Origin of the sequence: Chryseobacterium gambrini, from assembly GCF_900156825.1 — a bacterium.
GTDB classification, from domain to species: domain Bacteria; phylum Bacteroidota; class Bacteroidia; order Flavobacteriales; family Weeksellaceae; genus Chryseobacterium; species Chryseobacterium gambrini.
In genome coordinates this window covers 336,609-350,237 of sequence record NZ_FTOV01000001.1, presented here as the reverse complement: position 1 = coordinate 350,237, position 13,629 = coordinate 336,609, and the positions used below count along the sequence as shown (strand labels likewise).

The following is a 13,629-nucleotide window of genomic DNA, read 5'->3' as shown; positions in this document are numbered from 1 at the left end:
TGAGCTCTTTGAATAGTATTTAAATTCGCTTTAACATTTTATTTTGTGCCTTTTGTGGTTAATTTTGAAATTAGTTTAAACAGTTTGATTTGAGATTAATAAAAAACTTGCGTCTTTGCATTTTCCAACAAGAATATTTTATTTTTAAGCCTATTTAGCTTAAAAAACTGAGTGAAAATGAATGTCTTTATTCCTTAAAGGCTTTAAGATTTTAAAACATTTAAAATTTTAGCTATCTTCACTTTTCAATTGAGAAACATGAATAACCATTCAGAAGAAAACAAAATATCAAAAGATAAAAATGTTCTTGTTATTTTAAATAACAGTCAGGAAATCAATACAGAACTTCAGTATATCATCGATCATTTCTGCGGAACCGTAGTTTATGAGCTTAGTCCGGAACTTGGTCATCAAAAAATATACATCTGCGGAAATTTGGAAAATATTCAGAAAGATCATTATTTCCTGCATATTATTAAAGAATTTTCGGTGAATTTTGAAAATATCAGCGAAGAAAAATCAAAAACTGTCGAAATTGGAGAAGTTCCGGTTATTGTAAGCAATGCGGGAGTGTATTTCCGAAGAATTTTCCATGAGGAGAATATTTTTGAAAAAGTAAAATCAGAACATCGTTTTCAGGAACTTACAGAATCCAATAAAGAAGCAAAAGCTCTGAGAAAAGGCATTTATCTGAGTAAAGTGACTCATGAAGCCGATGAAAAAGGAGAAGATGCTCTGCATTTTAATTTGTTGAGATGTTCGAGTAATCTGACAGGACCTACAGATAATTTCAGAGAAACCGACCAAAAAATTATTGCTCTTCTTAACGAATGTGCAAAGGAAACTTTTGAATATGAAACCGATCTTAATCACGCTTTGGTACAGATTTACGAGAACAAAAAGAAAACTTCGGATGCTGAAAAGGAAGTGAAAGCCAAAATTAAAGCTCACTCCGACAAAACGAAGGATATGCCGAAAGAAGGACTGATCGCATTCTGTACTTTTTACGACAATTCCAATTCCGAACATTTAAAACCATCGGAAACAGATAGATTTGATGTGTGCTATAAGCAAACCAGCGCATTAACAAGACTCCATTTCAGGCTCAAGAAAACAGTTGAGGACGAATCTCTGGAAAAAGAATTTACGGTTACTTTATATCCGAACTCTGCGTTTATTATTCCGCTGTCTACCAACAGATTGTATACGCATGAAATCCGCCCTTCTGTTTTGGGAGTCGATCAGATTCCGATAAGAATGGGATATGTTGTTCGTTGTTCGAATCTTGAGGCGATGTACAGAGACAATCAGACCTACATCAAAGAAAGTGATAATTATGTTAAATTGGAAAGCATGACTCCCGAAATGCAGGCGGAACTGCGCAATTCTTATTACGAAGAGAACATGACGGAGAATAGAGTGAACTATAAAACAACCCATTTCAGCATGAATCTGGGCGATTATGAAAAACCAATCCTGTAATGAGCAGCTCCGGATTTTATAAAATACGGCTTCCTGAAAAGCAAAATACATTTGAAAATCTATTGAATTCTGCGGACTTTGAAACAACAGGAAAAGGCAGACTCGGAAATCATCTCGTGAAAGAAGAAAACGGAACTATTCCTGTTGTAAGGACAACGACAAGATATCAGATTCCGGCGAATCTCTTTTCTGAGATTCATCATTCCGTTGTTGAACAAATTAACCAAACAATTTCAGCCGAAAAAACAGATGTGCCTGAACAGCATTTCAACAATGCATTGATTGAAGTGTATGATTCTTCGTACTCGAAAATGGGATTTCATTCCGATCAGGCTTTGGATCTGGAAGATCATTCATTTATTGCTTTGTTTTCATGCTATGAAAATCCAGATCAGTTAAAAGAAAATCACCTCAGGAAGCTTGTTATAAAAGATAAAATCATGGAAGAAGAATCTGAAATTATACTGGATCATCATTCTGTTGTACTATTTTCTGTAGAAACGAACAAAAAGTTTCAGCATAAAATTGTTCTGAATTCCAACCCTAATTCCAAAGGTTTTACGGATAACAGATGGTTGGGAATGACGTTCAGGACTTCCAAAACTTTTATCAGATTTAAGGACAACCAACCGTATTTTTCAACCGGAGAAGTATTTATTTTAGCCGATGAAGAAAAGGAAAAAGAGTTTTTCCGGCTGAGAGGTGAAGAAAACCGTTCTTTGGATTTTGTCTATCCTGATCTGTTTTTCACGATAAGTCCTGCAGATCTTCTACTTCCTGAAATCAAAAATTAAATATATACACAACATGAAAAAATTATTCTTTACTTCTACCCTGCTTTTAGTTCTGTTTTCCTGCAATGAAAACAGATCCGAAAATAAACCTTTGGTTGAAAATGCAGTGGAAAATAATAAATCAAGTTTTCCTGTGAAGAGACTAAATCATTCTGAAGATATCCTTAACGCCATTTATTCTGAACAGATTAAAAATAATGAAGAATTTAAAAAATTAGATCTTAAAATTTCTAATCTTCAGGAAGATAGCCGTAAAATGAAAGATCTGTACAGAGAAATCATCAACAATTCTGATGATTATTATACGTTATCTATCAATGGTGCAAAGTCAATTCGAGACTCCGTACTTAAAAAAGAGATTCTTAATCTTGTAAATAACAGTTCTGAAAGTTTTGACAAGAAAAAGAAAAGGATAAAAGATTTAACGACTCAAATTAATCTAAATTATTATAAAATTTTCAGTTTTTATACAGCTTTCAAAATCAGAAAAACCCTTCCTGAAATTGAAAAATATCAGAATGCACACCCTTTAAAAACAGACAGTCTGGAGAATTTCATCAGCAAACAGAATCAGCTGCTGAACGAATTGAAAAATCTAAAATAATGAATGAAATATCCATCATCGGAGGCGGAATCGGCGGTTTAACATTAGGAAATATCCTGAAACAACAAAACATTGATTTTACGCTGTATGAATCGGCAGCGGAAATAAAACCTGTCGGTTCCGGAATTATGATGGCAATCAACGCGATGCAGATTTTCGATAAGTTAGGCTTAAAAGAAAAAATTGAACAGGCGGGAAACAAAATTCACGGCATTTCGATTACGGATGAAAAGCTGAAACGCATTTCTAAGACCAATGTTCTGGAATTGGAAAAAAAGTACAATTCCTGCAACGTTGCCATTCACAGAGCCGATCTGCAAAAGATTTTGGCGGAAAATATCGGCTATGAAACTATTCAACTGAATCATGCGCTGAACAAAATTCAGAAGAAAGAAAATTATATTTTACATTTTGAAAGCGGAACTGAAACTGAAAGCAAAATCGTTTTTGGAGCAGACGGAATTCATTCAAAAGTAAGAAAGCAGATTTTCGGAACAGGAACCATCAGAAACACCCAGCAATTGTGTTGGCGCGGATTGGCAGAATTTGATCTTCCTGAAAATTTCCACCATGAAGCCATTGAAGCATGGGGAAAAGGAAAACGTTTTGGATTTGTAAGAATGACCGACCGAAAAATATACTGGTACGCTGTTATTAATAAAAACATTCATCAGATTGAAAATCAATTAGCTGAAAATTTTCACGGTTTTCATCCACTGATTCTTGAAATTATGGAGAAAACATTTCAGGAAAATATCATTTTTAACGAAATTATCGACCTCGCTCCTATTCCGAAATGGCACACGAATCATCTTTGTCTGATCGGTGATGCAGCACACGCAACAACGCCGAATCTCGGACAGGGAGCCTGTCAGTCGATTGAAGACGCTTATATTATCGGAAAGCTGTTGGAAAACCATCAGAATTTCAATGAAGTTTTTGAAAATTTTCAGAAGATCAGGAGAAAAAAAGTAGATTATGTAGTTGATACAAGCTGGAAAATCGGACAGATCTCTCAATGGGAAAAAGGAACTTTTGTAAGAAATTTTATGTTCAGATTGGTTCCTGAAAGCTTTAATCAAAAATTAGTTGAGAAAACAATTCGACTGGAAATGTAGTTTCCCAGACATTTTTCACGGATAATTTTTTTAATTTAATTATTTTCGAATGTAAACAGCAAAAGGTACAAAAGATAATTATAAAGCAAATTTTCAGAATAATCAAAGTGCTCAAAAGTATAAAAATCAGAGATTTTTTAAAACTGTTGCGCTCTTTTATTCTTTTACTTTTTAACTTTAAAAACGCATCAAAATCTTTTGTCCCTTTTGTGGTTAAATGAAAGTCCAGCAAACTTTCAGATAAATTTCATTCAGTCTGTCGGAAATAAAAATCCTTCAAAATTTAAAAATCTTGAAGGATTAAATATTCTATTGTTTTATAAAAACTTTAATAAGTAAGGGTAATTCCGGCTCCCCATCCCATTTCATTATCATAATTACCGGAAACAGAAAGCCATTTCTGTAGAATGTAGCACAAACCTGTATTGAATTCGCCATCAGAATTAACCGTAAAATTTCCGCGAAGCCTTCTTGAAAGCGGAATATCTTCCCTGCTGAACTCCAGTAAAACCTTTCCGTTCTGGTCTACACTTGCATCCGCTGTAATGAGCATCGGCAAAAGATACTGCATCCCGACCGTAAATGCACCCTGAGTTTTGGAAGCTTTCTGCTGTCCGAACCACGTTTTATTTCCATGAAAACCCATTCCCATTTCTTCTGCCATTTTTCGTTCCATAATTTCATGATTTTTCTGAATTCTGAAACCCGCGTAAGGAATTGCCCACTGGAATTTTCCTAAAAATCTGCCGACTTTAAAATTACCGTCAAAATGATCAAAATCCCAGTTTGAGTGAAATTCATTTAAGTTAGCCCATCTCGGTCCGAACATCGTCATGGACTCAGCATGTATTTTATTGCTGTTAAGATCAAGCATTGCCATTGAGCTTATCATCCTGTTATCTTTCAGAAAATTTTTCCAAGCAATTTTTCTGTCAGGCAATTGTGGATTTGGCTTTGAATTTTCATAGCTGAAAATCCTTCCCATTCCCGCCATCATATGGTATAAAATATGGCAGTGGAAAAACCAGTCGCCATCCTGATTGGCAGCAAATTCAATCGTATTGGTTTCCATCGGCATGATGTCTACAACATTTTTCAGCGGAGAATATTCACCTTTTGAGTTGATTAATCTGAAATCATGTCCGTGAAGATGCATCGGATGGCGCATCATCGAATTGTTATACATTGTAATCCTCAGAATTTCTCCTTTTTTGACTAAAATTTTATCGGTTTCCGTCACCGTTTTATTATCTAAAGTCCAGAGATAATGATTCATATTTCCCTCCAGAGTAAATTTCAGTTCGCGGACATTTTCTGTCGGAAGAATGGTTTTCTCAGGAGATCTTAACAGATTATAAGACAACCTTTTAATTGATTTTTCTTCCTTCATTTCCATCGAATGACCGGAATGCTCTTCGTTTTCCTCTTGGGTTTTGATGCCCATCATTTCATTCATATGCTTCATGGTTATTTTTCGTTGACTTTCAGGAAGTTCGGGATACATGACTTCATTCATGTCCATCATCTGATTGCCCATCGTCATGTTCATCGGCTTCATATTTCCGCTCATTTCCATCATTCCGTTCATCATTTTCATGCCTTCGAAAAGCTTTAACCGTGGTAAATCCGGTGCTTCAATTTTTTCCCCTGAACCTAGCCAAAGCGAAGCGTGACCAATTCTGTCCTCCGAAGTCGCCCGAAATTCGAAACTTTTATTTTCCGGAATGGTGACTTCAATATCATACGTTTCAGAGACTCCCACAATCAATCGGTCGACTTCCACAGGAACCACATCGTTTCCGTCATTTCCTATTACCTTTATTTTTCCGCCTCCGAAATTCAGCCAGAAATAAGTGGACGAACCTCCATTTGCAACTCTTAACCGTATTTTATCTCCCGCTTTTAAATTGGAATAAGCAGAGCTTGGCTGTCCGTTGATGAGAAATTTATCGTAGAAAACATCACTTACATCCATGGCTTCCATCCTTTTCCATTCATTCAGCACTTTTGTTCCGAAGTTTCCGGATTTTATGGCTTCCCAATAACTTTGTACCGAATTTTTCTTAATGGCATACCAATCTGTATTTGCCATGTGAAGACGTCTTGCAATCTGCATCGGATTTTCATCACTCCAGTCGCCGAGTAAAACAGGGATTTCCTGAGTATAATTTACTTTTGGCTCTCCTTCTCTTTTTTGAAAGACCAAAATTCCGTTCATCCCGATCTGTTCCTGCAAACTTTCATGAGAATGATACCAATATGTTCCGTTCTGGGAAACCTTAAATTTATACAAATGTGTTTCTCCCGGCTTTACAGGTTTTGTTGTTAAATACGGAACGCCATCGTGTTCATTCGGTAAAATTACGCCGTGCCAGTGAAATCCTGTGTTTTCTTTGAGCATATTGTGAAGATAAATTTCGGCAGTATCGCCTTCCGTGAAATATAAGGTCGGAGCCTGTAATTTTCCGTTGACAGCAATTGCTCTGCGGTTTTTTCCGGTGAAATTTACGATCGTATCTTTGACATATAAATCATAACGAATCGTTTTTCCTCCAAAACTTACTCTGCCGTTTTCCGAATTTCTTTTTAAAACAGAGTTATCAGGTTTAGGTTCTGGATCAGATTGATGCGGTGAATGATTTTCAATTTTTATTAAATCCATTCCGCATTTCGGACATTTTCCGGGTTTGTCTGAAATGATTTCCGGATGCATCGGACAGGTATATTTTTGAGGCTGAGATTGAGGTTTTAATTGTTTTAAAATTTCAGTCTCAGATGTATTTAAAACAGGTTTAGAAACATTTGATTTATCTGCTTTTTTTGCCTTTTTAGAATTGTTCTTTTTCTCAATCTTAGCATTATCCTTATTCTTAATTTCTTTTGATTTTATTTCTGTTTTCTGCATCGGTTCTGCTTCCGGCTTTGAAATAGTCTTAGGTTTTACAGCAACTACTTTTTTCCTTAAGGTCATTCCGCATTTCGGGTAGTCTCCGGGTTTTGAAGAAACGATTTCAGGATGCATCGGACAACTGAAATAGGTTTTTGTAGTCTGTGAAAAACTGAAAACAGAGAATAAAAACAGCAGAAATATTATTATCTTTTTCATAATATTTCGAAGTTTTTTAAAGTTGTATAGCCTGAATTAAATTTTAAAAAATTTAATTTTGAGCGAAACGAAGTGGAGTCGAAAAATCTAAAATCACTTAATTTTTAACGCAAAGGCTCGCAAAGATTTTGTTGAAATTATTGAGAATATTTTTAAGTTCACAAAAGCGTTTCACTTAACTAAGATCTCAAAGTTTTGGAATAGCCTTCAAATCAATCCATTAAAGTAAATTTTAATTTAAGCTATACAACTTATTGTATTATAGAAAAATAATAATATTATTTAATTGTTGTCTTTACATTTCCGCAGGAAAGCATAGATTTTCCGTAGTAAGGATTTACGATTTTTGACTCATCACTCAGCCAGCTTCCGTCTGCCATCGGACAATACTGAACATAAACCGGATTTTCAGAAACTTTGAATTCTTTTGCCAGAGCGATCATATTATCGGAAAGATTCATAAATGTTTCTCTTTGTGTACTGATGTTTCTTGCTTCAGAAATTGCAGTAGCATCTTTTCTGAGAATATTTAAATTTCCTTCCGAAACCTGTTTGTAATCAATTGTAGAAGCTGTTTTAATGAATTCCGTAGCTGCTTTTGATGTTTTATCGGCATCATCTGAAGCCAGAGCAGATTTTATAGCGATATATTTCTGATATAGTTTGGTAACCTGTGCGTCTTTTTTAGATTGCGCTGAAATTGAAATAATTGATAATAATGAGAATATTGCTGTAATGATATATTTTTTCATTGTTTTAAATTTTAGAATTAATTTTTAAAGAAAAAGTTGGTAAATTGATCGCGTAAAGCGACAAGCCGTGTCGTTCGTAAAGATCAAAAGATCAAACGACTGACAGATTTTAAATTCTAAAATTACAATGACTGATAAAGATCGGAACGGAGCGTTTTTCCGGCGGCGCATTGATCTGAATCTGAGTAAATTTTGTAGCTGAAAAAGAATGATCTACGAAGAAAAAATCGTTTTTGTGAATGTGATAGATTTGTTTTAAAAAATCAATTTTAAGAAAATCTGACTTTTGGGAATCATCAACTTTTACAATTTTGATTTCTGTTTTACAACAGTCTTTCTTGGTTTTTACGCCACATTTGCTGCAAACATCATCAATTTTCTGGCTGACAGAAGCCAATTCATTCATGCAATAATGAACACTGAAAACCGCTCCGGAAGAAAAACCGAAGTAGAAAACAGAGAACAGGATGGCAAGAATCTTTTTCATTGAGACAAAGTTAAAAATATGAAGACAATCTTCGTTATAAAATTCTGTAAAGATGTTATAAAATTCAGGAAATAAAAAAACTCCCGAAAATTTTCAGGAGTCTGTATTTATTTTATTCTAAATTCAAGTTTCACATTGAAGAAACGTCCCGTTAAACGTACCGGAACCGGATACATCAAATTGGTATTCGCATCGGTAATCCATTGATTGGAAACGGTATTTCTGATATTAAAAGCATTGAAGACCTGAACGCCCAAAGTTAGTTCATCAAAATTTCCCCAAAAACCATATGCCTGATTTTTTTCTTTCGGATCGATGAAAGCGTAAGAAAGACCTAAATCTACCCTTTTATAAGATGGCAATGTTTTTTGATAGGAATATCCTGCGAGATAATCTATTTTTCTGTTTTCATCCAATACGATAGGCGATCCTGTAGGCAATCCCATCGCATAGGTTAACGTAAGATTGACGCGCATTTTCGGGAATCTCGGCATATAATCCTGATAGAACATCGCAAATCTTAACCTTTGATCCGTTGGTCTCGGAATGTCTCCTCTCCCATCAATATTTTCATACACTCGGGCATAACTTGCCGATAACCAAGAATCCACTCCGGGAACAAATTCTCCGAACAATCTGGTATCAATTCCGTATGCGTATCCTGAAGCATTATTTTTTCCGGAGTAACGAATTCTCACGTTGTCCATGAAATACGGGATCAGATCATTCATTTTCTTGTAGTACAATTCCGTGGTCAGTTTAAACGGTCTGTCATACATCTGGAATTCGTAATCATTCGCCAGAATTGCCTGAATAGATCTCTGTGATTTTATATTTGAATTAAAATTCCCGTCTAAATCTTTGATTTCCTTGTAAAAAGGAGCCTGATAATAGATACCTCCGGAAAGCCTGAACAACATATCGGTATCCCAATCCGGCTTGATGGCAAACTGTGCTCTCGGAGAGAAAATGGTTTCGTTATTGAAGCTCCAGTGCGATACTCTTGCTCCGGCGTTTACAAACACTTTATTGCTTCCCCAGAAAAATTTCTGAGAATACTGCGCGTAAGCAGACATTCTTGTCGGCTGAATATCATTTTTCCCTGCAATGCTGTAATATAATTTTAAATCCGGCGGATTTCTGGGATCTAAAAGCGCAGAAATCGGCGTGCTGTATCCCGCAGAATCTACCAGCTTCCATTCGTTGGTAAGATCTTTCAGGTTTTCTTTTTCATATTTAAATCCGACTTCAATATCTGTATTTACGTTAGGCGAAAAACGAGTTCGGAACTGCGTTCCGTATGTTTTTACATATAGATCATTTCGTGCATGCTCTATTTGCCCGCCTGTATCGTATGAAGTAACGGGTTCTCCCGTGATCGGATCAAAAGTCTGTAAAACATAAGCCGAAGCGATGGTGTAATATTCTCTTTCCCGGTTTTGGTAGGCAAAAGCGTCTAAAGTAAATCTCCATTTATCGGATGGCTTATAGTTCAGGGAGAATGTTCCCATCATATTTTTATACTTATCGTCTTCGCGACCACCGTAATTTACCGTTAAATTAATCGGTTGCTGCAAAGATCCGAAGTCTACACTCCTTGCTTTCGGGATCATTTCGTAATCATTCTTGGAATAATATCCGATGAATGAAGCCGTAAATTTCGGACTGAAATGATAATTCAGATACGTCTGAAAATCCATGTATTTCGGATTGAAGTCTGTATCTTCTTTCAGGGTATTAAGAACAAGGTTGGTATTTCTGTATCTTCCTGAAAATAAGGCGGTAAATTTCCTGTTTCCTTCTTTGTCTTTTCCGACAGCAAAACCGGTGGATAATCTTCCTCCGATTAAACTTCCTTCTCCGGAAACTTCAAATTTTTCAGGTTCACGGTAATAGATATTTAAAGCAGATGACATTTTATCGCCGTATCTCGGCTCGAAACCTCCGGCTGAGAAATTAACGGTGGAAACCATATCGGGATTGATGATGCTTAACCCTTCCTGCTGAGAATTTCTGATGAGGAATGGTCTGTAAATTTCGATATCATTAATATAGATCAGGTTTTCGTCATAGTTTCCGCCACGAACCATATATTGTGAAGAAAGCTCCGTATTTGAGTTTACGGAAGGTAAAGTCTTAAGGATTCCTTCGATCCCACCGGAAATACTCGCCACATTCTGAGCATCTTTTGCCGAAATTTTTACGGCGGTGATATCATTGGTTTTTCCTGTTACTTTTTTCTGGAAAACTACTTCTTCAATAGTTGCGGTCTTCATTGTATCCTTCTTTTTCTTTACCTGAGAGAATACTAATGCAGGAACCATAAGGCTCAATGGTAAAACTAGTTTTTTCAAAAGAAATGCTTTAAAATTTCAAACGTGAATATATAAATTTTATTTTAACTTATTTAAACTTTATTTAACATTTCTTATCTGAAGTTTTTTGAAGATTTGTATCCGTTTCTGTCCTTGAAATACAGACTGAAATCCTAGCCCCGATTGTAATGAAAATCCTTTTTTGCAAAAAAAGATTGTAATGGAAAGCGGGAAAGAGCTCCAAATAAAAAATAAAAGTTTTAACAGAATTTAATTATAAAATTGCTTCCCGAAGTCTGGTTAGTTTTTGCAGTAAATCTTCAAGAAGATCCAGTCTCAACATATTGGCTCCGTCGGACAAAGCGGTTTCGGGAGTGGGATGCGTTTCGATGAAAATTCCGTCTGCGCCGACTGCGATTCCTGCTTTTGCGATGGTCTCGATAAGATCCGGTCTTCCTCCTGTAACTCCTGAACTTTGGTTCGGCTGTTGCAGGGAATGCGTAACATCCAGAATGACAGGCGCATAGTTTCTCATGGTTGGAATTCCTCTGTAATCTACCACCAAATCTGTGTAACCAAAGGTATTTCCTCTTTCAATGATCGCCACTTTCTGATTGTCTGAGTCTGTAATTTTTTCAACGGCAAATTTCATGGATTCCGGAGAAAGAAACTGTCCTTTTTTTAAGGTGACACATTTTCCTGTTTGTGCGGCGGCAACCAAAAGGTCTGTCTGGCGAACCAAAAACGCAGGAATCTGCAACACATCTACATATTGCGCCGCCAAAGCTGCGTGCTCGTTTTCGTGAATATCTGTTGTTGTAGGAATATTAAAAGTCTCTCCTACTTTTTTAAGGATTTCCAGAGATTTTTCTTCTCCGATCGTGGTAAAAGAGTCTACTCTGCTTCGGTTGGCTTTTTTAAAGCTTCCTTTAAAAATGTAGGGAATGTTATATTTATTGGTTAATTCCACCACTTTTTCTGCAATTTTCAGTGCCATGTCTTCGCCTTCGATGATGCAGGGACCGGCAATTAGGAAAAAGTTTCTGGAATCTTTGTGGTGGATATTATCTAAATACTGAATCATTTTATTTTTTGATTAAAAAGTTCAGTAAAAATAGGGAGAAAGTTCGGAAATCCGAAATTATTTGGAGGGTTTTGCTAATCTCCACTAAAAGATTTATCGTTACAAATTGTTTTAGGAATATCTAAAAATATCCTGCATTAAGGCTGTAAAAAATATGGTTACAAAAGTTGCCATCGGTAAAAATAAAAGATGATAGATCCAGTAATTATTTTTCCTAAGAATTTTGATAATGATCCAGTGAACAAGAAAAAGAGATGAATAATATCCGGTAATAGTCACAATGCCTTCAATAATAAAACTTTTTCCTTCAAACAAAGAAATGATGATTGAAATTGTAATGACAATACCTAAACTTATCAAAAATCTCTTTCCGATTTTTGAGCTTTCAGGATAGACGAAATAGAAGAAATTGGCTAAAGCAAAAATTATCAGAAAGTAAACTATACCTGTAAGCATTAAAATTTCTTTAAAATCTTCTCAAAAGTATTGATATTTCTGCTTGTAAACTGGTCTTTCATGCTTTTTTTACCTAAAATTTTCCCGAAAGCAGAATCCAGTGTATTTCCCTTCGGAACCTGCCAGTAAAAAATATGGTTTACGATTTCTGCAGCTTCATTCTCCGTTTTTGAAGCGTTTTCGAATTCCTTGATTAAAATATTTTCGACACCATCATTCGTTACGAAAGCATAAATGTGAAGATCATCGTTTTTTTCAAAAGGATTTCCGTTCCAAAACTGTTCTGTTTCTTCCTGAGATTTGATGAACAGATAAGCTTCGTAAGAAAAATGTTCTGACATTGCCTTTTCGAGGATTGTCTTTAATTCATCGGCTTTTTTATCGGAGGAAAAAACAATATTTCCTGATGCTAAAATTGAAATAACGTCATTCATTCCTGCATTATTGAAAACCTGACAGACTTCCGCCATTTTCATATTGGTTCCTTTTACGTTGACGCCACGCAGAAATGCACAGTATTTCATTTGATTTTGAGAGTTTTAGGGTTATTGTGTTTTAATGGTTATGCATTAAACGGAAAAAATATTGGTGAAGTGCGGACTTAATTTGAACAAAATTTCAAGTTCAGACCAATCGTAGCCAATACTTTTTCAAAGAAACTAAGTTAATCAAAATGTGGAATTGGAAAATATTAGCGGAAATAAAAGTAAAGTAGTTCAATTAACACTAAAACCCCGCATTTTGGCAATACGATGTTATCTGCAGTTTTTCTATTTAATAAATGGAAATTTGTGAAGATTTTTTATTTCCAGATTTTTATCTTCAATCATTTTCATATCCTTTGTAAATAATAAATATGTCTCACCTTTTTCAGTAATCATATTTTTATTTGTTATTTGATAACTATATTCAACTTCATACATACATAAATTTAAACTATCTTTTTTGACTAATATTTGTTCATAATGTTTTATTTGTTTTTTAATAAAGTCAATAGAATCTCTCAGAACATTAAATTTTGCTTCTTTTTCTTTTACAGACTTATATTCTAACTTAACGTAGTCTTCATACATTTGCGAATCAAAATCATCAGTTCCATATTTTAATTCGTACAAATCTTTCGGCGATTTTGATTGTGATAATAAATGGTGTTTATATCTATATAATTGACATATATATAGATATAATTCATCTTTATCAGACAATGTGTCAATTTTTAATATTCTCAAAGAGTCTAAGGATTTATAATCTGCATTATTTTTTAACTCTTCGCTAAGATAAATTTTTGCAGTTTTTAGAAATTCTTTTCTTTGTAATTCGTCTTTACATCCAAATAAAATTGGTAAAATAAATACTAAAATTAGCTTGCAAATATTTTTCATGGATACAGTCTTAAAAAATTCCTGATAACTTTCAGCTTCCAGCATTTCC

General features: G+C 34.9%; 12 protein-coding genes. 4 read left to right on the top strand and 8 right to left on the bottom strand.

Features of this window, described 5'->3' with window-relative positions; all coding sequences use genetic code 11:
• The first annotated feature begins 258 nt into the window (after positions 1–258).
• From BW951_RS01625 to BW951_RS01610, 4 genes are read left to right on the top strand one after another with little or no spacing between them, the layout of a single operon-like run.
• Entirely contained in the window at positions 259–1,482 is a 1,224-nt protein-coding gene (locus BW951_RS01625; protein WP_076390185.1) for a hypothetical protein, read from the top strand.
• A complete protein-coding gene (locus BW951_RS01620) occupies positions 1,482–2,276 on the top strand; it encodes an alpha-ketoglutarate-dependent dioxygenase AlkB (protein ID WP_076390184.1) in 795 nt (264 codons plus the stop codon). Before BW951_RS01625 ends, BW951_RS01620 begins: the two co-directional genes overlap by 1 nt.
• A gap of 13 nt (positions 2,277–2,289) precedes the next feature.
• Positions 2,290–2,880 carry a hypothetical protein gene (locus BW951_RS01615; protein ID WP_076390183.1) on the top strand — a complete coding sequence of 197 codons (591 nt, stop codon included), beginning with the start codon at positions 2,290–2,292 and terminating at the stop codon, positions 2,878–2,880.
• Positions 2,880–3,998: an FAD-dependent monooxygenase gene (locus BW951_RS01610; RefSeq protein WP_076390182.1), complete on the top strand. Its 1,119-nt coding sequence runs from the start codon at positions 2,880–2,882 to the stop codon at positions 3,996–3,998. The genes BW951_RS01615 and BW951_RS01610 overlap by 1 nt, the downstream gene beginning before the upstream one ends.
• A gap of 328 nt (positions 3,999–4,326) precedes the next feature.
• Here the strand turns inward: BW951_RS01610 and BW951_RS01605 are convergent, their stop codons facing one another.
• The 8 genes from BW951_RS01605 to BW951_RS01570 form a co-directional block, all read right to left on the bottom strand.
• Positions 4,327–7,104: a multicopper oxidase domain-containing protein gene (locus tag BW951_RS01605; RefSeq protein WP_175608768.1), complete on the bottom strand. Its 2,778-nt coding sequence runs from the start codon at positions 7,102–7,104 to the stop codon at positions 4,327–4,329.
• A gap of 278 nt (positions 7,105–7,382) precedes the next feature.
• Positions 7,383–7,856, bottom strand: a complete 474-nt coding sequence (locus BW951_RS01600; RefSeq protein WP_076390181.1) for a DUF3347 domain-containing protein — start codon at positions 7,854–7,856, stop codon at positions 7,383–7,385.
• 109 nt (positions 7,857–7,965) lie between these two features.
• A complete protein-coding gene (locus BW951_RS01595) occupies positions 7,966–8,343 on the bottom strand; it encodes an HYC_CC_PP family protein (protein WP_076390180.1) in 378 nt (125 codons plus the stop codon).
• A gap of 107 nt (positions 8,344–8,450) precedes the next feature.
• Entirely contained in the window at positions 8,451–10,697 is a 2,247-nt protein-coding gene (locus tag BW951_RS01590; RefSeq protein ID WP_076390179.1) for a TonB-dependent receptor plug domain-containing protein, read from the bottom strand.
• A 235-nt stretch (positions 10,698–10,932) separates the two neighbouring features.
• Positions 10,933–11,742 carry a 3-deoxy-8-phosphooctulonate synthase gene (gene kdsA / locus BW951_RS01585; RefSeq protein ID WP_076390178.1) on the bottom strand — a complete coding sequence of 270 codons (810 nt, stop codon included), beginning with the start codon at positions 11,740–11,742 and terminating at the stop codon, positions 10,933–10,935.
• A 111-nt stretch (positions 11,743–11,853) separates the two neighbouring features.
• A complete protein-coding gene (locus BW951_RS01580) occupies positions 11,854–12,198 on the bottom strand; it encodes a hypothetical protein (protein ID WP_076390177.1) in 345 nt (114 codons plus the stop codon).
• The gene (locus tag BW951_RS01575; RefSeq protein ID WP_076390176.1) at positions 12,198–12,722 is read right to left on the bottom strand and encodes a DUF1697 domain-containing protein; all 525 of its coding nucleotides are present in this window, start codon (positions 12,720–12,722) and stop codon (positions 12,198–12,200) included. Before BW951_RS01575 ends, BW951_RS01580 begins: the two co-directional genes overlap by 1 nt.
• 246 nt (positions 12,723–12,968) lie before the next feature.
• Positions 12,969–13,625, bottom strand: a complete 657-nt coding sequence (locus tag BW951_RS01570; protein ID WP_076390175.1) for a hypothetical protein — start codon at positions 13,623–13,625, stop codon at positions 12,969–12,971.
• Between the last annotated feature and the right edge of the window lie 4 nt (positions 13,626–13,629).

Coding starts and splice junctions, on each gene's coding strand:
- BW951_RS01625 (WP_076390185.1), top strand. CDS start 259: ATGAATAACCATTCAGAAGAAAACAAAATATCAAAAGATAAAAATGTT.
- BW951_RS01620 (WP_076390184.1), top strand. CDS start 1,482: ATGAGCAGCTCCGGATTTTATAAAATACGGCTTCCTGAAAAGCAAAAT.
- BW951_RS01615 (WP_076390183.1), top strand. CDS start 2,290: ATGAAAAAATTATTCTTTACTTCTACCCTGCTTTTAGTTCTGTTTTCC.
- BW951_RS01610 (WP_076390182.1), top strand. CDS start 2,880: ATGAATGAAATATCCATCATCGGAGGCGGAATCGGCGGTTTAACATTA.
- BW951_RS01605 (WP_175608768.1), bottom strand. CDS start 7,104: ATGAAAAAGATAATAATATTTCTGCTGTTTTTATTCTCTGTTTTCAGT.
- BW951_RS01600 (WP_076390181.1), bottom strand. CDS start 7,856: ATGAAAAAATATATCATTACAGCAATATTCTCATTATTATCAATTATT.
- BW951_RS01595 (WP_076390180.1), bottom strand. CDS start 8,343: ATGAAAAAGATTCTTGCCATCCTGTTCTCTGTTTTCTACTTCGGTTTT.
- kdsA (WP_076390178.1), bottom strand. CDS start 11,742: ATGATTCAGTATTTAGATAATATCCACCACAAAGATTCCAGAAACTTT.
- BW951_RS01580 (WP_076390177.1), bottom strand. CDS start 12,198: ATGCTTACAGGTATAGTTTACTTTCTGATAATTTTTGCTTTAGCCAAT.
- BW951_RS01575 (WP_076390176.1), bottom strand. CDS start 12,722: ATGAAATACTGTGCATTTCTGCGTGGCGTCAACGTAAAAGGAACCAAT.
- BW951_RS01570 (WP_076390175.1), bottom strand. CDS start 13,625: ATGCTGGAAGCTGAAAGTTATCAGGAATTTTTTAAGACTGTATCCATG.